Below are 18887 nucleotides of genomic sequence, written 5' to 3'. Positions count from 1 at the left end.
AGCCGGCCGCGGCAGGATTTCACAAGCCTACGATGTCCAGGCTTACAGCGCCATCTGGCGGCTGATCTCGCTTGGGTCGAGATTGGAGCGGTCGCAGGTAAATTTCACCGCACCGCGATCCATCACCGCAAAACTGTCGCCGAGCTCGCAGGCAAAGTCGAGATATTGTTCGACCAGCACGATGGCGATGTTGCCGAGGTTGCGCAAGTAGGAGATGGCCCGGCCGATGTCCTTGATGATCGAGGGCTGGATACCTTCGGTCGGCTCGTCTAGCAGGAGCAATTTTGGCCGCATTACCAGCGCGCGCCCGATCGCGAGCTGCTGCTGCTGGCCGCCGGAGAGGTCGCCGCCGCGCCGGCCGAGCATGGACTCCAGCACCGGAAACAACGAGAACACGTCGTCCGGAATGTGCTTGTCTTCGCGCTTGAGCGGGCCGAAGCCGGTCTTGAGATTTTCCTCGACCGTCAGCAGCGGAAAGATCTCGCGGCCCTGCGGCACGAAGCCGATGCCCTTGCGCGCCCGCTCATAGGGCTTGAGACCGGTGATGTCGCTGCCGTCGAACACGATCGCGCCCGAGGAAATCGGGTACTGGCCGACCATGGCCCGCAGCAGCGAGGTCTTGCCGACGCCGTTGCGCCCGAGCACGCAGGTCACCTTGCCCGGCTCGGCCGCGATCGAGACGCCACGCAGTGCCTGCGCCGCCCCGTAGAACAGGTTGATGTCCTTGACCTCAAGCATCGCTCAGCGTCCCAGATAGACTTCGATGACCCGCTCGTTGGACGAAACCTGGTCGATGGTTCCTTCCGCGAGCACCGCACCTTCATGCAGACACGTCACCTTGACGCCGAGCTCGCGCACGAACGTCATGTCGTGCTCGACCACCATCACGGTGTGTGTCTTATTGATCTCCTTCAGCAGCTCGGCGGTGAGATGCGTCTCGACGTCGGTCATCCCTGCGACAGGCTCGTCGACGAGCAGCAGCTTCGGATCCTGCGCCAGCAGCATGCCGATCTCGAGCCACTGCTTCTGGCCGTGACTGAGGCTGCCGGCGAGGCGGTTGCGGGCGTCGGTGAGGCGGATCGTCTCCAGCACCTTGTCGATGCGCTCGGACTCTGCCTTGCTGCCGCGCCAGAACAGCGTGCCCCTGACGCTGTGATCGACATTGAGCGCGAGCAAGAGATTGTCCTGCACGGTCTGACTCTCGAACACCGTCGGCTTCTGGAATTTGCGGCCGATGCCGAGCTCGGCGATGCGGGTCTCGTCCAGCCGCGTCAAATCGGTGACGCCGTCGAACAGCACGGTCCCCTCGTCCGGCCTGGTCTTGCCGGTGATGATGTCCATCATCGTGGTCTTGCCGGCGCCGTTCGGGCCGATGATGGCGCGCATCTCGCCGGGCTCGAGCGTCAGCGACAGATTGTTGATGGCGTGGAAGCCGTCGAACGAGACGTGCACGCCGTCGAGATAGAGCATCGCACAGGTCGCGCGGGTATCCATGACGTTCATGACCGCTACTCCGCCATCTTGGGTTCGGTGACGCCGTCTTCGGCCGCCGCACTCGCCGCAGCAGGGCGCCTCTCTCTCGACGCCTCCCGCCAGGCGTTGAAGGTGCCAACGATGCCCTTCGGCAACAGCAGCGTCACCAGGATGAACAGCGCACCCAGCATGAACAGCCAGTACGGCGCCAGCACGCCGGAGGTGAAGAACGTCTTGGCGTAGTTGACGACGATGGCGCCGAGGGCCGCGCCGACCAGCGTGCCACGGCCGCCGACCGCGACCCAGATCACCGCCTCGATCGAATTGCCCGGTGCGAATTCGGATGGATTGATGATGCCGACCTGCGGCACGTAGAGCGCGCCGGCAACACCGGCCATGCAGGCCGATAGCGTGAACACGAACAGCTTATAGGATTCGACACGGTAGCCGAGGAAACGGCTGCGCGATTCCGCGTCGCGAATTGCGATCAGCACCTTGCCGAGCTTGGAGGACACGACCGAGCGGCAGATCAGGAAGCTGAAGATCAGTGCCAAACAACTCAGCGCGAACAACGCGGCGCGCGTGCCCTCGGCCTGGACGTTGAAGCCCAGGATGTCCTTGAAATCGGTCAGGCCGTTATTGCCGCCGAAGCCGAAATCGTTGCGGAAGAAGGCAAGCAGCAGCGCATAGGTCATCGCCTGCGTGATGATCGAGAGATACACGCCGGTGACGCGCGAGCGGAAGGCGAGCCAGCCGAAGCAGAAGGCGAGCAGCCCCGGCACGAACAGCACCATCAGCGCGGCAAACCAGAACATGTCGAAGCCGTGCCAGTACCAGGGCAGCTTCTGCCAGTTCAGGAACACCATGAAGTCGGGCAGGATCGGATTGCCATAGACGCCGCGGGTGCCGATCTGCCGCATCAGGTACATGCCCATCGCGTAGCCGCCGAGCGCGAAGAAGGCGCCGTGGCCGAGCGAGAGAATGCCGCAATAGCCCCAGATCAGGTCGATCGAGAGCGCCAGGATCGCGTAGCAGACGTATTTGCCCCAGAGCGCGACAAGATAGGTCGGCACCTGCAGAAACGAGCCCGCCGGCAGCAGCAGGTTGGAGAGCGGAATGAGGATGCCGCAGGCAGCGACGATCGCAAGAAAAATCGCCGCGCCGCGGTCCAGCGATCGCGTCAGCATGTGAGGGGTCATGCTTCCACCGCACGGCCCTTGAGCGCGAACAGGCCGCGCGGCCGCTTTTGAATGAACAGGATGATCAGCACCAGGATTGCGATCTTACCGAGCACCGCGCCGGCGACCGGCTCCAGGAACTTGTTGGAGATGCCGAGCGTGAAGGCGCCAACCAGCGTCCCCCAGAGATTGCCGACCCCGCCGAACACCACGACCATGAAACTGTCGATGATGTAGCTCTGGCCGAGATTGGGGCTGACATTGTCGATCTGCGACAGTGCCACGCCGGCAATGCCGGCAATGCCCGAACCAAGACCGAAGGTCAGCGCATCGACGCGGGAGGTGGCGATGCCCATGGACGCGGCCATGCGCCTGTTCTGCGTCACCGCGCGCATCTCCAGGCCAAGCGCTGTGTAGCGCAGCATGGCGAGCAGGATCATGAACACTGCAAGCGTGAAGACGAGGATCCAGAGCCGATTGTAGGTGATGGTGATCTGCCCGAGATCAAATGCACCGCTCATCCAGGAGGGGTTGCCGACCTCGCGATTGGTCGGACCGAACATGGTGCGCACCGCCTGCTGCAGCACCAGAGACAGGCCCCAGGTCGCGAGCAGCGTCTCCAGGGGGCGACCATAGAGGAAGCGGATGATGCTGCGCTCGATCAACACGCCGATGGCGCCGGCGACGAGGAAGGCGAGCGGCACGGCGATCAGCAGCGAATAGTCGAACAGAGCGGGATAGCGGGTGCGGATCACCTCCTGCACCACGAAGGTGGTGTAGGCACCGATCATCACCATCTCGCCGTGGGCCATGTTGATGACGCCCATCACGCCGAAGGTGATGGCGAGCCCGATCGCGGCGAGCAGCAGCACCGAGCCGAGCGACAGGCCGTACCAGGCGTTCTGCACCGTGGACCAGACCGCCAGCGAATTCTGGATCGAGCCGATCGCGCTCGTCGCAGCCTTCGCGACGGAGGCCGGCTGGTCGGTGCCGATGTCGGACAGCAGCGCCAGCGCTTCCTGGTCGCCGCGCGCCTTGATGGTGGCGACGGCCTCGAGCTTCTGCACTTCCGTGGCGTCGGACTTGAACAGCAGGATCGCCGCGCGCGCTTCACCGAGCGCAGTCTTGGCCGATCGGTTGGTTTCCTTGGCGAGCGCGCTTTCGACCGGCTCGAGCGCAGTCTCTTCATGCGACTTGAAAACGGATTGAGCGGCCTGGAGCCGCGCGCCGAGATCCGGCGACTGCAGCGTCAGGCTGCCGAGCGCAGCGTCGACACTGCGGCGCAGGCGGTTGTTGAGGCGGACGGCGCTGGCACTGTCAGGCACGCTGGCGACGGCCTCGCCGGTCGCGGCGTCGATCGACTTGCCGTCGGTGCCGGTGACGTAAACCTTCTTGCTGTCCGGGTCGGCCATCAGGCGGCCGTCCTGGAGCGCATTGATGATCGGGAAAGCGAGCTTGTTGCCGCTGCTGGCGACCGCGCCGATCGCCTCTTCGGTATCGGAGTAATCGTCGTTGGCGAATTTGGCGACCGCATCCTCAAACGGACCGGCGAAGGCCGGCAGCGCGAACGCGATCAGGAATAGCGAGAGGACGAACGTGCAGAGACGAGCGGATAGATTGGTTGGCACTGTGGATCACCCCGGCAGAAGTGGGGAGAAGACGGCGGAATAGCCGTCTTCTCCCGTCGTGCAGTCGAATGTCAGATCCGGATCAGGAGCCGGAGCCGAGGCACTTGTTGGTCTTGGTGTTGAAGTTGCCGCACTTCTTGCCGACCCAGTCGCCAATCAGGTCCTTGGAGCCGTCGAGCTCCTTCGACCAGGCGTCGCCCGCCACGAGACCGGGGGTCTTCCAGACCACGTCGAACTGGCCGTTGCCCTTGATCTCGCCGATGAACACCGGCTTGGTGATGTGGTGGTTCGGCAGCATCTTCGACACGCCACCGGTCAGGTTCGGCGCCTCGATGCCGGGAAGCGCATCGATCACCTTGTCCGGATCGGTCGACTTCACCTTCTCGACGGCCTTGATCCACATGTTGAAGCCGATCACGTGGGCTTCCATCGGGTCGTTGGTCGTGCGCTTCGGGTTCTTGGTGTAGGCCTGCCAGTCCTTGATGAACTTCTCGTTCGCCGGGGTCTTGATCGACTCGAAGTAGTTCCAGGCGGCGAGATGGCCGACCAGCGGCTTGGTATCGATGCCGGCGAGCTCTTCCTCACCCACCGAGAACGCGACCACCGGGATGTCCTTCGCCTTGATGCCCTGGTTGCCGAGCTCCTTGTAGAAGGGGACGTTGGCGTCGCCGTTGATGGTCGAGACCACCGCGGTCTTCTTGCCGGCCGAGCCGAACTTCTTGATGTCGGCCACGATCGTCTGCCAGTCGGAGTGACCGAACGGCGTGTAGTTGATCATGATGTCTTCCTGGGCGACACCCTTGGACTTCAGGTAAGCTTCCAGGATCTTGTTGGTGGTGCGCGGATAGACGTAGTCGGTGCCCGCGAGCACCCAGCGCTTCACCTTCTCTTCCTTCATAAGGTAGTCGACGGCGGGGATCGCCTGCTGGTTCGGCGCAGCACCGGTGTAGAACACGTTGCGCTCGGACTCCTCACCCTCGTACTGCACGGGATAGAACAGGATGTTGTTGAGCTCCTTGAACACCGGGAGCACCGACTTGCGCGACACCGAAGTCCAGCAGCCGAACACGACCGAGACCTTGTCCTTGGTGATCAGCTCGCGCGCCTTCTCGGCGAACAGCGGCCAGTTCGAGGCGGGATCGACGACGACGGCCTCGAGCTTCTTGCCGAGCACGCCGCCCTTCTTGTTCTGCTCGTCGATCAGGAAGAGGATGGTGTCCTTCAGCGTGGTTTCGCTGATGGCCATGGTGCCGGAGAGGGAGTGCAGGACGCCGACCTTGATGGTGTCGTCCGCGGCCTTCGCGCCGGAAATGGTCGCCAGACCAAGCATCAGTCCGGCGGACGCGGCGAGCACGCCGCGGCGGCTAAATGACGCCGCTATATCGTGAATGGATTTGGTAGGCATGGATGTATCATCTCCCTGACGCAGACGTGAAAAAGACGCTGCGAAACGGCCCCACGGCCGCCTGCGATTAACGGAATCGCAAGAACCATGCCATGGCCTAAGCACCTGCCAAGTGGTTGGTCGATCTAGGTAATTTCGCTGCAATCAAAGTTTGACCACAGCTTCTCTGCTTAAAACCTAGGCGAACAAAATGTATGCTTATGCGGCAGACAGTTCATTTTTTGAGCAAGAAATTGCCTCTGGCTAAAATTCCGGCATAACTATTTTTGCACCGCAATCGACACCCGGTGAACACCTGCCTTGAAAGCGCCCCGTCAATGTTCCATATGACGGGGGAGATCGCTTGCGAATCGAGCGGTCGTTGCGAGCCGCGTGTTCTTAAGCCCCGTACGGGCCTCTGGCTTGCCCCATATCACCCAAGCCATCCGACACCCCAAACACGCAGGTGTCTTCTCGACACCCTTGTGCGCGCGCCACGCTGCCTGCGTCGGCCGTCCGCATTTGACATGGAAAGAACCCATCTTTTGACTTCGTTTCAGGACTTCGGCCTCGCCGAACCCATCGCACGTGCTCTCGCCGAAGAGAATTACGTCACCCCCACCCCCATTCAGGCCCAGACGATTCCCACGGCGCTGACCGGCCGCGACGTCGTCGGCATCGCCCAGACCGGCACCGGCAAGACCGCATCCTTCGCGCTGCCGATCCTGCACCGCCTGCTCGAGAACCGCATCAAGCCACAGCCTAAGACCTGCCGCGTGCTGGTACTGTCGCCAACCCGCGAGCTTTCGGGACAGATCCTCGACAGCTTCAACGCCTATGGCCGCCACATCCGCCTGTCCTCGACGCTCGCCATCGGTGGCGTGCCGATGGGCCGCCAGGTCCGCGCCCTGATGCAGGGCGTCGATGTGCTGGTCGCCACCCCCGGCCGCCTGCTCGACCTCGTGCAGAGCAACGGGCTGAAGCTTGGCAGCGTCGAATTCCTCGTGCTCGACGAGGCCGACCGCATGCTCGACATGGGCTTCATCAACGACATCCGCAAAATCGTCGCCAAGCTGCCGATCAAGCGGCAGACGCTGTTCTTCTCGGCCACCATGCCGAAGGACATCGCCGAGCTCGCCGATGCCATGCTGCGCGACCCTGCCCGCGTTGCGGTGACCCCGGTCTCCTCGACCGCCGAGCGCATCAACCAGCGCATCATCCAGGTCGACTTCGCGTCCAAGCCAGCCTTCCTGACCAAGCTCCTGAAGGACGAGCCGATCAACCGCGCCCTGGTCTTCACCCGCACCAAGCACGGCGCCGACAAGGTGGTGAAGACGCTCGAGCGGGCCGGCATCCCCGCCAGCGCCATCCACGGCAACAAGTCGCAGAACCATCGCGAGCGGACGCTGGCGCAGTTCCGCTCCGGTGAGATTCGCACCCTGGTCGCCACCGACATCGCCGCCCGCGGCATCGATGTCGACGGCATCACCCACGTCATCAATTTCGACCTCCCCAACGTGCCCGAGACCTACGTGCATCGCATCGGCCGCACCGCGCGCGCCGGCGCCGACGGCACCGCGATCTCGCTGGTCGCAGGCGGCGAGGAGCTCAGCTATCTCCGCGACATCGAGAAGCTGATCCGCGTGGCGCTGCCGCGCGAGGATCTGCGCACCGATGCCGGCCGCCGCGATCCGGGGGCGCCGGCGCCGCAGCAACGGCAGGGCCGGCCGGGCGGCCGCCCGGGCCAGCGTCCGCAGGGCGCACGGCACGGTGACGGACGGCGTGGCGATGAAAGGCACGCCGACGGACGCCACCGCAGTTCCGGCAAGCCGAGCGACGGGCGGCCCGGTGAGGGCCGGCACGGCGAGGCGCGGCACACTGACGGCAGGCATGTCGACGGACGGGCCGGCAACGGCTCAAAGGGGCCTCGCCGCCGCCGCTCCGGTGGAAAGATGCATTCTTCGCCAGCCGATCGCTCGGAACAGCGTTCCGCGCATGGCGCCGGAGCGCCTGATGGGATACAAGGCGTGGCCTTTTTGCGCCGTGAGAGTCGGCCGAACGGCCACCCGAACCGCAAACCCCATTCGCACTAGCCGTCCACGACCTGGAGAAATTCATGGCTAAGGAAGAGCTGATCCAGTTCGAAGGACTGGTCACCGAAATCCTCCCCGACGCGCGCTACCGCGTGCAGCTCGACGCCGGGCACGAGATCGTCGCCTACACCGCCGGCAAGATGAAGAAGAACCGCATCAAGACGCTGGCGGGTGACCGCGTGACGGTGGAAATGTCGCCCTACGACCTGGAAAAGGGCCGGCTGATTTTCCGTCACAAGGACGAACGCCCGAGTGGGGTGGGCGGACCTCCGCGTCCTGGACAGCGCGGCGGCCAGTTCCGGCGCCGTTAACGGTTCTTCCGCGCGTATGCGCGGCACTAAAATGCTGATTTGTGTGCTGATCCGCCGTGGGCATCACGGCGGATCAAAAAATCGTGCGCGCCAGGATTGTTTTGGTGCCTTAATTCCAATAAAATGAACACATCGATTTTCGGCCGGACGATATTAGCATCCACCGGTACAGCCGGTTCAGACACGCTGACGACCCTTCCAAAAATTCGATCTAACCGGCCTGCGCAAGCGGGCTCTTACATTGTGTATCTGAGAAGGGACTACCCCCGTGAGCATGGGAACCGTGAAGTGGTTTAACGCGACCAAGGGCTATGGCTTCATCCAGCCCGACGACGGCGGCAAGGACGTGTTCGTTCACATCAGCGCCGTCGAGCGCGCCGGCCTCGGCTCGCTGCGCGAAGGCCAGAAGGTCTCCTACGAGATCGTCGCCGACCGCCGGTCCGGCAAGTCGGCCGCCGACAACCTCCGCGACGCAGGCTGATCCTGCCGGGCTCTTAGGCCCTGATCGCGCGACAGACCAACGGAAAAGGCCGCGCAAAATGCGCGGCCTTTTTTGTGTCGAGGATCAATGCTGCTCGCGCAGTCGCCGCGACGGGGCGTAACCGGCCTCCGGACACGATCATCTATCGTGGACGCACGACATCATCAGGGAAGATCAACGCGTAGCCGCGATCGAGCGGACTAACAGGTCTTCTGCTGCAAGTGCTGGATGCAGGTGCAAGTCGTCGTGGTCGGATACTTCACGTCATAATAGGGAAAGCTCGAATTGCTCGGGCTGTTCGTCGAGCAGCGCGGAAACAAATAATAGCTGTCGGTCAGCTTCACGGTGCCGCTGATCGTGTAACCGAGGTTGGGCGTGTAGTCGTAGGAAACCTCGCTGAGAACCAGCGAAATATTGGCATTGGTCGGATTCTTCGGGTCAGGTGCGGTAAACGACGACAGTGTCATCGCCTGACCGACCAGTCTTGCTCCCGTCGCACTGGTTGACCGGCTCCATTGAACCGTCGCGTTGCCGTTACCGTCGGTCGAGACTCCGGACACCGTGATCGTCATCAGGGACGCGCCACCGGCACCCGTGACGGGATAAGGAGCCATGATGGCGGTGGAAGCCGACAGGATACTGTCCATCCTGGACGTGCTGATCTGCGTGTTCTGCGAAATCATGTCGGCAACACTGTGGGCTGTTGCACTGACCTTGACGTTCATGGCCAGCCCGTTCCCGAGCTCGACGCCGCCGATATAGAGCACCAGCATGAACGGGACCACGATGGCAAACTCCGTCGCTGCAACGCCGCGAACGTCGGTCCACAGGTGCCGCGGGCGAAACGACAGGCCGGCGATCATAGCTCAACTCCTTCTAGGATGCGGGCTCGTTCTGGAAAGCGGCCGACGCCATGAGCTGCCGGTTGCCGTTCGACAGATTCGAGAGATTGAAACCGAGCGGTCCGAGCATCACGGGCCAGACATAGGTCACGCGGAGAACGACGATGTCGCCGGCATCTCCAGGATTGAATTGCCAGTTAGTATTCGTGACGTTCCCCGAGCTGTCGAACGTCAGGGTGGGCATGCTGGTGTTCGCCGTCGTCCAGGAGTTGGCGACCTGCACGTCGACCATGATGCCCGTGCAGCTGAAGAAGATCACGATCTGATCGCAGACCTTCTGCTTGTATGCGGCCTGCGTCATCTGCGCGGACTGGACCTGCCCCGTCATGATGAGGCGGGCGGATTGATGCACCACGGACTCGAGCAGCTGCTGAGCAAAGAAAACCAGGAAGGTCTGAATCAGCGCGACGATGAGGGCGAGGAACGGCGTGGCAACGAGCGCGAATTCGACGGCCGTTGCACCCTTGCTGTCGCCAAGGAAAGCGGCGCAGCGACTGCGGCGCCTCTTCTTTGTTATGGACTCAACTCCGGTCATGCGGCTGTCCTACTGCGAAAGGCTGGCTGTGCTCGACGCGACCTTGATGAACAGGTCCGTCAGGGCCGCGGAGATATCGCCGCCGGTTTGAACGTGAGAATAGAAGCCAGGCGAGGCACACGCCTGAAGGTTTTGCGCGATCGTGCCGGTTGAGGACGTAGGCTGGTCGTACTTGTCGATCCAGCTCATGTACCAGGAATCCGTTTTCTGGATGCCGGTGGAAACATTGGCGATCAGTTGCAGATACTCCGTATAGAGCACAGCGATCTTGATGCCCCGGTTCTTGATGGTCGTGCACATCGACGTGTCCATCGGCTGCTGGCATCGACTGTTGGAGGCGAAGCTCGCGTTGGGGCAAGTCGCGGAGATCTTGTCCTCGACGCCGTCGGTGACCAGGAACACCACTTCCTGCGGCGTATCGCCCGACGTGTTGCTCCCGAGCCCGGGGGCGGGCATGATCCCGTTGAGGGTTGTGAGCGCGCCTAGAATGTTCGTTCCATTGTCGGTCTTGCAGTTGGTCGTCGGAACGACGCAGTTCTGATAGGCGACCGACATCAGCGAAATGTTGGAAACCTGGGCTCCGGCGGAGGTCGGGGTGGTCAGGGTCGCCAGTGTATTCAAGCCGAGGTCGAACGTGTAGAGCGCCGCCTTGTAGGTGGTGTTATTCAACGCCGCCATGCACTGCATGACGCCCCCCGAAACGCCCGACTGCGGGCAGTTCGACCATGTGTTGAGCAACTGGTTGACGGCACTCGTCACGAGATCGATCCGCAAGGTGATATTGTTGTTGCGGGCGATCGTGAGGTTATCCTTGGTCCCGCCGTCGTGCGCGATGTTGGTTTGATGACAGGCAAAACCGCAATTCTGCGAGGCTCCCGCTGACTGGTACGCCGGGGCCGTGTACTTGATGAGATTGCTGATGTCGGTCGTGGTCGCGCCGATACCCATCGACGGCGAGTCATCCATCAGCAGATAGAAGTTCATGTTGGGCGCGCTCGAGGCTCGCGCCGTCGACGTTCCCTGAATCTGCCAGGTCTGCTTGCCAAGAATGCCCGGGAAATTATTGACGGATTGCGCGGTATAGGAAACCGTGATCGTCCGCTGGAGCCCGGAATCGACGATATTGATCGTCGGGGTCGGCACTGCCGACAGGCCTGGAAGATTCGCCTTCGCTGCAAAGACAGCCGCCGCGGTTGCCTGGACGACGGTGTCGTCGCTCTGCGTCAACATCGCCGGCCTCACGGCGGCGACCGCCGCGGCGTCTGCAGCTGCGTCCAATTGCGACTTCTTGCGCAAGGCAAGGGTATAGTCGAGCGCCATGCCCAGGAGAAAGATGGTCGGAACGATCACGAGCGCGAAGATAATGGCGACGTTGGCCCGCCGATCTCTCGCGAAACGTCGCATTGCACCGCGAAACATGACCCTTATCCCGTTTGGCGCCGGCGGAGCATGAGCGCTTCTCTCATTCAGAGGGAGAGGCATCGCCGCTTGCTCTGCCGGACGGTTCCAGCAGGGGCCAATCTGGGGATGGCCACTTAAACAATGCTTACTTCGAATGTGTGAACACGGGTCTGCGAGGAATCCCATCGCGGGATTGAACCGACATCATTAACCGAGCTTAAATGTTCGAAGCGAATCCCAAATCGGGGAAAGCTTTCCGAGCGACGTCCGCGCAAGCCGACGCGGGGCGCGGAAATCGCGGCAGATTGGCGGTATTTTCGCCGTGTTAGTTCGGCTTGGCACCGGCACTGCCGCTGGCGTTGCCGCTCAGTGAACCGGCCTGGCTCATCGTGGTGTTGAAATAATTGTCGCTGTCGCCGAGCGTGACACGGCGCTGGCAAAGCGGCATGCAGCTATAGGATTCCCGTTCGACACCGCGATAGACGGTGACGAGCCGGTCGCTCGGACCCTCGACCTGGATCTGCCGGTCGACCAGGATCTCGCCGCCGCGATCGAGCGCGATGAAGTTGGTGGCGCCGTAGCCTTTGCCGGTCACGACGATCATCCCGCCGGGTTGAAGCGTGACATCGGCGATCAGCGGATTGCCGACCACGATCGTTGCCACCTTGCCGGGCAGCCGCACGAGCTTGGCCTGGTCGACATTGACGGCGATGGTATCGACGGTCGGCTCGGCCAGGCCGATGGCCGGCGAAGCCAGCACAGCGGCCGCAGCCAGGAGACAGATGCGCGCATGACGGCGCAGAAACTCTTTACGCATACTCTTACCCCGGGACGTTACAAACCGGCATGATCGGTCAAGAAGCGGAGCCGGCGCCCGACCCGATTAACCTGCCTGTAATTCGTGAACGATCCGCAAACTCGGCACGTATTGTTTGAACGGACCGGCGTTTTGTCGCCCAGGACGCCTAGTGCCGGAATGGATAGGCAAGCTGGCCCGCAATTTCCTTGGGCATTGTCGCTTCGTCCTTGCCGTAGTCCTGCGGCAGCTCGTCCTTCGGCATGCGGAAGGTTCTGAACAGCACGTCCCAGATCGGGAAGGTACCGGCAAAATTGGTGTCGCCGCCCTCTTCGAGCGCGGTGTGATGCCACCGGTGGAATACCGGCGTCGCCAGCACATATCTGAACGGCCCGAAGGTCCAGTTCAGGTTGGCATGCACGAAAGCCGAATGGAAGGTCGTGAACGGGCCGACCCAGATCATCACGTTCGGCGAGATGCCGGCCATCAGCAGCACGACGTCAACGCCGATCGTGCCGAGCATCAGATTGACTGGGTGGAAACGGGCCGCCGAAATCCAGCTGATCTCCTCCGAGGAGTGATGGATCGCATGGTATTTCCAGAACCCGCCGCCGTGAAACAGCCGGTGCAGCCAGTACAGCATGAAGTCGGCCAGCACCAGGAACAGCACACCCTGCACCCAGAGCGGCAGTTGCGACAACGGACCGTGGCCGTTGTCGTAGAAGGCGATCAGCTCGTCGGCGTCGTGGATGTTGAAAACGATGCCGGCGGTGACGATCAGGAGCCCGATCCGCATGGTGCGGGCAAACACGGGGACGAAGAACCAGTAGCAGATGTCGGTCACGATCTCCCGCTTGCGCCACCATGACGGACCGGGATTGCAGGCCCAGAAATGCTCGAGCACCGTGAAGACCGCCGCAAGCATGAGAGTGACGGGGATCACCTTCTCTATGGTCTCGCCCAGCATCAGGGCGACTTGCATGGGCAGGCTCGACATCATCGCTTCGCTTCCAGGCTGCTGATCTCGTCTAGGCCTACTCCGCGAAATTTAAGGGAGGGTGAAGTTGACGGCGTGTTCGCAACCGGAGCGAATTGCAGCGGCCGCCTTAAGGCGAAATTCACTTTGGCCAAAAGCATCGCACTCGACGCGGGTTTGACCTACCGAATTAACTTCACCGAAAGAGCTCGGCTCACATGGTCGTTGCGTCAATGCAGCGCCGAACGTGGCGACCACACACCCAGATGGAGTTTAGTTCATGAAGAACCTGATTGCGCGTTTCGCGAAGGATGAATCCGGCGCCACCGCCATCGAATACGGCCTGATCGCCGCCGGCATCGCGCTGGCCATCATCACCGTCGTCAACAACCTCGGCAGCACGCTGAACACCAAGTTCGGCTCGATCAGCTCGTCGCTGAAGTAAGCCGACCGGCAAACGACGCAAAAGCCCCGGACCTCCGGGGCCTTTGTTTTTCTGGAGTGTGCGAGTTCCAGTGGCGTTGCGTAAGCACAGAACCGATGCCGCGATTGCGGCGAACGAGGCAGACACGACGCGCATCGACGCGTCGACCTATTGGGTCTGCCTTGCGCTGCTGCTCGCCATGGTCACGCTCGCGATGCGCATCGCCAGCCTGTGGTGAGGCCGCCGCGGCCGTTTTCGGTTTGTTTAGCACTGCCCGCTAGCATGCGCCGACGCCCCGATCCGGCGACAGACCCAGGCCTCAAGACGCAGCCCATGATCCTCGACCTCGCGCGCCTCCTGCTCTTCCCGGCCCTGATGGCGTTCGCAGCCGCCAGCGATCTCTTCACCATGACGATTTCGAACCGCGTCTCGCTGGCGCTGGTCGCAGGCTTCTTCGTGCTCGCCTTTGCCGGTGGCATGGCACCTTACGAGATGCTGAGCCATGTCGGCGCCGGCGCGCTGCTTCTGGTCGTGGCCTTCACCTGCTTTGCGATGGGCTGGATGGGCGGCGGCGATGCCAAGGTCGCGGCTTCCGTGGCGCTCTGGTTCGGCTTCGCCCAATTGATGGACTTCCTGCTCTACGCCTCGCTGTTCGGCGGAGCGCTGACGCTGCTCCTGCTCCAGTTCCGGCAATGGCCATTGCCTTACGGGCTTGCCGGCCAGGCCTGGCTCGCGCGGCTGCACGACAAGCAGACCGGCATTCCCTACGGCATCGCGCTCGCGCTTGGCGCATTGATGGTCTACCCCGAGACCGAATGGGTGAAAGCGATCGACCTCGCTCACCTCGCACTGCACTGAACAGTCCGGATAAACCAGGCGTTAAGGCGATTTAGATACGCCTCATTAACCATGCTTTGACGAATAGCTGGTCAACTGCCGATTACGGCGGCGGCAGCGTCGCGGCGTTCTGTGGAAAGTGAAGCGTATGAATAGGGCACGCATAGTCGTCCTGACGGTCGCCATCTGCGCCGGCGGTATCGCCGCGTACCTGGCGAGCAGTTCGGACTCTGCGCCGCCTCCGGCGGCTCCGGTCGCGCAGCTTCCCACCACCGACGTCCTGGTCGCCAAGAACGATATCGGCCTCGGCCAGACCGTGAAGCCGGAAGACGTGCAGTGGCAGACCTGGCCGACCGCGACTGCCAGCGCCGCCTTCATCCGCCGCAGCGAGCGCCCCGACGGCGCGACCCAGGTTACCGGCTCGATTGCGCGCGCTCCCTTCATCCAGGGCGAGCCGATCCGCGACCAGAAGCTGGTTAAGGCCGATGGTTCCGGCTTCATGGCCGCGATCCTGCCGAGCGGCATGCGCGCCATCTCCACCGAGATCTCGCCCGAGACCGGCGCCGGCGGCTTCATCCTGCCGAACGATCGCGTCGACGTGCTGCTCACGCGCCGCTTGAAGGACCAGAACGCCGGCGCCAACGATATCATCAAGTCCGAGGTCATTCTGGTCAATGTCCGCGTGCTGGCGATCGACCAGGCGCCGAAGGAAAAGGACGGCCAGAACACGGTGGTCGGCAAGACCGTGACCTTGGAGCTCAATGCTGCACAAACCCAGCTGCTGTCCTCGTCCCGCCAGGCCGGAACGATCTCGCTGGCGCTGCGCAGCATCGCGGACACCAAGATGAGCGAGATCACGCTCGATGACACCGCACTGAAGCGCGACGGCATTTCGATCATTCGATACGGCGTTCAGAGCCAGGCGTCGAAGGCACAATGAGGACAAGCGACATGAAATGCAGGGCAGATCTGGCGACGCTGCGGACCTCGATGGTTCGCGCCCTGTCGTTCTCGGCCGCTCTCGCGCTGACGCTCAACCCCGCGCTGACGCCCGTGATCGCAGCGGATTACCGTCCCGCGGCGCCGGTCGCGGCCGACGGCCAGATGAATGCGCGCTTCCTCTCGCTCGGCGTCGGCAAGTCGATCGTGATCGACCTGCCGCGCGACATCAAGGACGTGCTCGTCGCCGATCCCAAGATCGCCAATGCGGTGGTGCGCTCGTCCCAGCGCGCCTACATCATCGGTGCTTCGGTCGGCCAGACAAACATCGTGTTCTTCGATTCCGCCGGACAGCAGATCGCCGCCTATGACATCGCGGTCAAGCGCGACCTCAACGGCGTGCGCGCGGCGCTGAAGCAGATCCTGCCCAATTCCGACATCCAGATCGACGGCCTCGGCGACGGCGTCGTCCTGAGCGGCACCGCGGCCAATCCGGCCGAAGCGCAGCAGGCCAACGATCTCGCCGCACGGCTTGCCGGCGGCCCGGAAAAGGTCGTGAACTCGATCGTGGTCCGCGGGCGCGACCAGGTCATGCTGAAGGTGACGGTCGCGGAAGTCGCGCGCAACATCGTCAAGCAGCTCGGCATCGACCTCACCGCGAACCTCAACTACGGCACCTCCGTGGTGAGCTTCACCAATTCCAACCCGTTCACGGCGCTTGGCCACAATCTGGTGGACGGTAACAGCCTGACCACGAAGTTCGGTGCGACCCCGTCGGTGCAGGCAACCCTGCGCGCGATGGAAACCGCGGGCGTGATCCGGACCCTGGCCGAGCCGAACCTGACCGCGATTTCCGGCGAGTCCGCGACGTTTATCGCGGGAGGCGAATTCCCGGTGCCGGCAGGCTATGCCTGCGACCCCACCACGCATGTCTGTACCACCCAGATCAGCTTCAAGAAGTTCGGCATCTCACTCAACTTCACCCCCGTCGTTTTGAGCGAGGGGAAGATCAGCCTGCGGGTGATGACCGAGGTCTCGGAACTGTCGAACGACAATTCGATCACGCTGTCTCAGGCCGTGACATCGACCGCGGTCAACTCGCTGACGGTGCCTTCGATCAGGACCCGCCGCGCCGAGACCTCGCTGGAAATTCCCTCCGGCGGCGCGATGGCGATGGCCGGCCTGATCCAGCAGCAGACCAAGCAGGCGATCAGCGGATTGCCGGGGCTGATGCAGCTCCCGGTCCTCGGCTCACTGTTCCGCAGCCGCGACTTCGTCAACAACACGACCGAACTGGTCGTGATCGTGACGCCCTATGTCGTTCGTGCAGCGTCGCCAAAGGACCTGTCGCGGCCGGACGACGGCTTCGCGGCGCCTTCGGATCCGCAGGCCGAGCTGATTGGCAACATCAATCGGATCTATGGCGTGCCGGGCCGGACCGAGCCGGCAAAGAACTACCGCGGCACCTACGGCTTCATCACCGACTGACGCGGAACGGGGACATAATTATGAACACAGCACGACCCCAGATCCGCTACCGCGCCGCCGGCCTCGGTGCTGCGCTCGTCGGTATCGCGCTTGCGCTCGGCGGCTGCCAGCACGACGAAGTGGCCACCGCGTCCATTCCCGACGATTACAAGCAGCGTCATCCGATCGCGATCGAGGAACAGAACCGTTCGATCGTCGTGTTCGTCGGTCACGCCCGCGGCGGCCTGACCGCCGCCCAGCGCGCCGACGTGATGGGTCTGGCCTCGACCTGGCTGCACGAGGGCACCGGCGCCATCCACATCGACGTGCCGTCCGGAACGCCCAATGCGCGGCCGGCGGCGGAATCGCTGCGCGAGATTCAGGCGATGCTGGCAGCAGCGGGCGTTCCCCCGCGCGGCATCACCACCCGCCCCTACCAGCCGGAAGACAAGCGCTTCCTGCCGCCGATCAGGCTGACCTATTCGAAGATCGCCGCTGTCGCCGGCCCCTGCGGCCTGTGGCCAGAGGATCTCGGCCCCTCGATGAAGAACAAGAGCTGGTTCGAGAACAAGGATTATTACAATTTCGGCTGCTCTTATCAGCGCAACATGGCGGCCATGATCGACAATCCGTCGGATCTCGAACAGCCGCGGCCTGAAACTCCCTCCTACACGCCGCGGCGCATCACCGCCTTCGAGAAATACCGCAAGGGCACGCCGACGACCACCACCTATCCCGAGGCCGACAAGGCCAAACTCAGCGACACCGGCAAATGATCAGCTACGCGCGCCAGACTCAGGAAGAGCAGCCGGAGGCCTCCCCGCCGCCGATGGAGGAGCATATTGCGCCAGCGCCCCGCGTGTCGGTCCAGGCTTTCTGCGAGACCGTGGAAACCGCTGCGGCCGTGCAATCGGCCGGCGAGGATCGCCGTCTGGGCAAGGCGCATCTGAAGATCCAGATGGGCGGCATGGCGGCCGCGATCGAGGCTTATCGGTCTGCTCCCACTCCCAATGTGATCGTGCTCGAGAGCGACGCCCGCAACGATTTGCTGACCGGACTCGACCAGCTCGCCACCGTCTGCGACGCCGGCACCCGCGTGGTCGTGATCGGCCGCATCAACGACGTCATGCTCTATCGCGAGCTGGTGCGCCGCGGTGTCAGCGACTACGTGCTCGCGCCGGTCGGTCCGATCGACGTCGTGCGCTCGATCTGCAACCTGTTCTCGGCGCCGGAAGCCAAGGCGGTCGGCCGCATCATCGCGGTCGTCGGCGCCAAGGGCGGCGTCGGCGCCTCCACCATCTCCCACAATGTCGCCTGGGCGATCGCGCGGGACCTCGCGATGGACGCCGTGGTCGCCGACCTCGATCTCGCCTTCGGCACCGCCGGGCTCGACTACAACCAGGACCCGCCGCAGGGCATCGCGGACGCCGTGTTCTCGCCCGATCGCGTCGATACCGCCTTCATCGACCGCCTGCTCTCGAAATGCACCGACCATCTGAGCCTGCTGGCGGCGCCGGCGACGCTCGACCGGGTCTATGATTTCGGTACCGACGCCTTCGACGCGGTGTTCGACACGCTGCGCGCCACCATGCCCTGCATCGTGCTCGACATCCCGCATCAATGGTCGGGCTGGACCAAACGCGCCTTGATCGGCGCCGACGACATCCTGATCGTGGCGGCACCGGATCTTGCCAATCTGCGCAATACCAAGAACCTGTTTGATCTGCTGAAGGCCGCCCGCCCCAACGACCGCCCGCCGCTGTACTGCCTGAACCAGGTCGGCATTCCCAAGCGGCCGGAGATCGCCGCCACCGAATTCGCCAAGGCGATCGAGAGCCAGCCGGTGGTCTCGATCCCGTTCGAGCCGCAGATCTTCGGCGCAGCGGCCAACAACGGCCAGATGATCGCGGAGATCTCCGCCAACCACAAGTCGATCGAGATGTTTCTCCAGATCGCCCAGCGCCTGACCGGCCGCAGCGAGACGAAGAAACAAAAGTCGTCCTTGCTTTCACCGCTGATTGAGAAGTTGCGGGGAAAATAGGCCGCCGCATGGAGTCGTTAA

General features: G+C 63.1%; 20 protein-coding genes. 10 read left to right on the top strand and 10 right to left on the bottom strand.

Features of this window, described 5'->3' with window-relative positions; all coding sequences use genetic code 11:
* Positions 1-42: 42 nt before the first annotated feature.
* The 5 genes from urtE to urtA all read right to left on the bottom strand — a co-directional run bounded on the left by urtE (position 43) and on the right by urtA (position 5684).
* Positions 43-738 carry an urea ABC transporter ATP-binding subunit UrtE gene (gene urtE / locus ACWAT4_RS05530; RefSeq protein ID WP_212298370.1) on the bottom strand — a complete coding sequence of 232 codons (696 nt, stop codon included), beginning with the start codon at positions 736-738 and terminating at the stop codon, positions 43-45.
* A 3-nt stretch (positions 739-741) separates the two neighbouring features.
* Complete coding sequence (urtD, locus tag ACWAT4_RS05525) at positions 742-1503, bottom strand: urea ABC transporter ATP-binding protein UrtD (RefSeq protein WP_449729999.1); 762 nt, start codon at positions 1501-1503, stop codon at positions 742-744.
* 5 nt (positions 1504-1508) lie between these two features.
* The gene (urtC, locus tag ACWAT4_RS05520) at positions 1509-2672 is read right to left on the bottom strand and encodes an urea ABC transporter permease subunit UrtC (RefSeq protein ID WP_212298372.1); all 1164 of its coding nucleotides are present in this window, start codon (positions 2670-2672) and stop codon (positions 1509-1511) included.
* Positions 2669-4279, bottom strand: coding sequence for an urea ABC transporter permease subunit UrtB (urtB, locus tag ACWAT4_RS05515; RefSeq protein WP_212298373.1), 1611 nt, complete (start codon positions 4277-4279; stop codon positions 2669-2671). Before urtB ends, urtC begins: the two co-directional genes overlap by 4 nt.
* An 82-nt stretch (positions 4280-4361) precedes the next feature.
* Positions 4362-5684 carry an urea ABC transporter substrate-binding protein gene (urtA, locus tag ACWAT4_RS05510; RefSeq protein ID WP_449729998.1) on the bottom strand — a complete coding sequence of 441 codons (1323 nt, stop codon included), beginning with the start codon at positions 5682-5684 and terminating at the stop codon, positions 4362-4364.
* A 506-nt stretch (positions 5685-6190) separates the two neighbouring features.
* Here urtA and ACWAT4_RS05505 point away from each other — a divergent pair.
* The 3 genes from ACWAT4_RS05505 (at position 6191) to ACWAT4_RS05495 (ending at position 8548) form a co-directional block, all read left to right on the top strand.
* Positions 6191-7756, top strand: coding sequence for a DEAD/DEAH box helicase (locus ACWAT4_RS05505; RefSeq protein WP_449729997.1), 1566 nt, complete (start codon positions 6191-6193; stop codon positions 7754-7756).
* Positions 7757-7779: 23 nt separating this feature from the next.
* Positions 7780-8067 carry a translation initiation factor IF-1 gene (gene infA, locus ACWAT4_RS05500; RefSeq protein ID WP_008131890.1) on the top strand — a complete coding sequence of 96 codons (288 nt, stop codon included), beginning with the start codon at positions 7780-7782 and terminating at the stop codon, positions 8065-8067.
* Between the two features lie 268 nt (positions 8068-8335).
* Entirely contained in the window at positions 8336-8548 is a 213-nt protein-coding gene (locus ACWAT4_RS05495) for a cold-shock protein (RefSeq protein ID WP_057759442.1), read from the top strand.
* A gap of 200 nt (positions 8549-8748) precedes the next feature.
* Here ACWAT4_RS05495 and ACWAT4_RS05490 read toward each other — a convergent pair whose 3' ends face one another.
* From ACWAT4_RS05490 to ACWAT4_RS05470, 5 genes are all read right to left on the bottom strand, one after another.
* On the bottom strand, positions 8749-9411 hold the full coding sequence (locus tag ACWAT4_RS05490; protein ID WP_212298376.1) for a TadE/TadG family type IV pilus assembly protein: 663 nt from the start codon (positions 9409-9411) through the stop codon (positions 8749-8751).
* Between the two features lie 13 nt (positions 9412-9424).
* Positions 9425-9985 (bottom strand): TadE/TadG family type IV pilus assembly protein, encoded by a 561-nt coding sequence (locus tag ACWAT4_RS05485; protein ID WP_212298377.1) that lies wholly within the window; start codon positions 9983-9985, stop codon positions 9425-9427.
* 9 nt (positions 9986-9994) lie between these two features.
* A complete protein-coding gene (locus ACWAT4_RS05480; protein ID WP_212298648.1) occupies positions 9995-11404 on the bottom strand; it encodes a TadE/TadG family type IV pilus assembly protein in 1410 nt (469 codons plus the stop codon).
* A gap of 307 nt (positions 11405-11711) precedes the next feature.
* Complete coding sequence (locus tag ACWAT4_RS05475; RefSeq protein ID WP_212298378.1) at positions 11712-12203, bottom strand: pilus assembly protein N-terminal domain-containing protein; 492 nt, start codon at positions 12201-12203, stop codon at positions 11712-11714.
* Between the two features lie 148 nt (positions 12204-12351).
* A complete protein-coding gene (locus ACWAT4_RS05470) occupies positions 12352-13179 on the bottom strand; it encodes a sterol desaturase family protein (RefSeq protein ID WP_212298649.1) in 828 nt (275 codons plus the stop codon).
* Between the two features lie 259 nt (positions 13180-13438).
* Here ACWAT4_RS05470 and ACWAT4_RS05465 point away from each other — a divergent pair, with 259 nt between their 5' ends.
* The 7 genes from ACWAT4_RS05465 (at position 13439) to ACWAT4_RS05435 (ending at position 18866) form a co-directional block, all read left to right on the top strand.
* Positions 13439-13603 carry a Flp family type IVb pilin gene (locus ACWAT4_RS05465; RefSeq protein ID WP_018646598.1) on the top strand — a complete coding sequence of 55 codons (165 nt, stop codon included), beginning with the start codon at positions 13439-13441 and terminating at the stop codon, positions 13601-13603.
* Positions 13604-13679: 76 nt separating this feature from the next.
* Positions 13680-13820, top strand: coding sequence for a hypothetical protein (locus ACWAT4_RS05460; RefSeq protein WP_212298664.1), 141 nt, complete (start codon positions 13680-13682; stop codon positions 13818-13820).
* A gap of 95 nt (positions 13821-13915) precedes the next feature.
* Positions 13916-14440 carry an A24 family peptidase gene (locus ACWAT4_RS05455; RefSeq protein WP_449729996.1) on the top strand — a complete coding sequence of 175 codons (525 nt, stop codon included), beginning with the start codon at positions 13916-13918 and terminating at the stop codon, positions 14438-14440.
* Between the two features lie 127 nt (positions 14441-14567).
* Positions 14568-15359: a Flp pilus assembly protein CpaB gene (cpaB, locus tag ACWAT4_RS05450; RefSeq protein ID WP_212298380.1), complete on the top strand. Its 792-nt coding sequence runs from the start codon at positions 14568-14570 to the stop codon at positions 15357-15359.
* An 11-nt stretch (positions 15360-15370) separates the two neighbouring features.
* The gene (locus tag ACWAT4_RS05445; protein ID WP_212298381.1) at positions 15371-16846 is read left to right on the top strand and encodes a type II and III secretion system protein family protein; all 1476 of its coding nucleotides are present in this window, start codon (positions 15371-15373) and stop codon (positions 16844-16846) included.
* Positions 16847-16866: 20 nt separating this feature from the next.
* Complete coding sequence (locus ACWAT4_RS05440) at positions 16867-17601, top strand: CpaD family pilus assembly protein (RefSeq protein ID WP_212298382.1); 735 nt, start codon at positions 16867-16869, stop codon at positions 17599-17601.
* On the top strand, positions 17598-18866 hold the full coding sequence (locus ACWAT4_RS05435; RefSeq protein WP_212298383.1) for an AAA family ATPase: 1269 nt from the start codon (positions 17598-17600) through the stop codon (positions 18864-18866). The genes ACWAT4_RS05440 and ACWAT4_RS05435 overlap by 4 nt, the downstream gene beginning before the upstream one ends.
* Positions 18867-18887: the final 21 nt, after the last annotated feature.

Source organism: Bradyrhizobium sp. T-1, assembly GCF_053592855.1.
This window is presented reverse-complemented; position numbering and strand designations above follow the sequence as displayed.

Coding starts and splice junctions, on each gene's coding strand:
- infA (WP_008131890.1), top strand. CDS start 7,780: ATGGCTAAGGAAGAGCTGATCCAGTTCGAAGGACTGGTCACCGAAATC.
- ACWAT4_RS05455 (WP_449729996.1), top strand. CDS start 13,916: ATGATCCTCGACCTCGCGCGCCTCCTGCTCTTCCCGGCCCTGATGGCG.
- urtA (WP_449729998.1), bottom strand. CDS start 5,684: ATGCCTACCAAATCCATTCACGATATAGCGGCGTCATTTAGCCGCCGC.
- ACWAT4_RS05480 (WP_212298648.1), bottom strand. CDS start 11,404: ATGTTTCGCGGTGCAATGCGACGTTTCGCGAGAGATCGGCGGGCCAAC.
- ACWAT4_RS05490 (WP_212298376.1), bottom strand. CDS start 9,411: ATGATCGCCGGCCTGTCGTTTCGCCCGCGGCACCTGTGGACCGACGTT.
- urtC (WP_212298372.1), bottom strand. CDS start 2,672: ATGACCCCTCACATGCTGACGCGATCGCTGGACCGCGGCGCGGCGATT.
- ACWAT4_RS05475 (WP_212298378.1), bottom strand. CDS start 12,203: ATGCGTAAAGAGTTTCTGCGCCGTCATGCGCGCATCTGTCTCCTGGCT.
- urtE (WP_212298370.1), bottom strand. CDS start 738: ATGCTTGAGGTCAAGGACATCAACCTGTTCTACGGGGCGGCGCAGGCA.
- ACWAT4_RS05470 (WP_212298649.1), bottom strand. CDS start 13,179: ATGTCGAGCCTGCCCATGCAAGTCGCCCTGATGCTGGGCGAGACCATA.
- ACWAT4_RS05485 (WP_212298377.1), bottom strand. CDS start 9,985: ATGACCGGAGTTGAGTCCATAACAAAGAAGAGGCGCCGCAGTCGCTGC.
- cpaB (WP_212298380.1), top strand. CDS start 14,568: ATGAATAGGGCACGCATAGTCGTCCTGACGGTCGCCATCTGCGCCGGC.
- ACWAT4_RS05505 (WP_449729997.1), top strand. CDS start 6,191: ATGGAAAGAACCCATCTTTTGACTTCGTTTCAGGACTTCGGCCTCGCC.
- ACWAT4_RS05435 (WP_212298383.1), top strand. CDS start 17,598: ATGATCAGCTACGCGCGCCAGACTCAGGAAGAGCAGCCGGAGGCCTCC.
- urtD (WP_449729999.1), bottom strand. CDS start 1,503: ATGAACGTCATGGATACCCGCGCGACCTGTGCGATGCTCTATCTCGAC.
- ACWAT4_RS05440 (WP_212298382.1), top strand. CDS start 16,867: ATGAACACAGCACGACCCCAGATCCGCTACCGCGCCGCCGGCCTCGGT.
- ACWAT4_RS05465 (WP_018646598.1), top strand. CDS start 13,439: ATGAAGAACCTGATTGCGCGTTTCGCGAAGGATGAATCCGGCGCCACC.
- ACWAT4_RS05445 (WP_212298381.1), top strand. CDS start 15,371: ATGAAATGCAGGGCAGATCTGGCGACGCTGCGGACCTCGATGGTTCGC.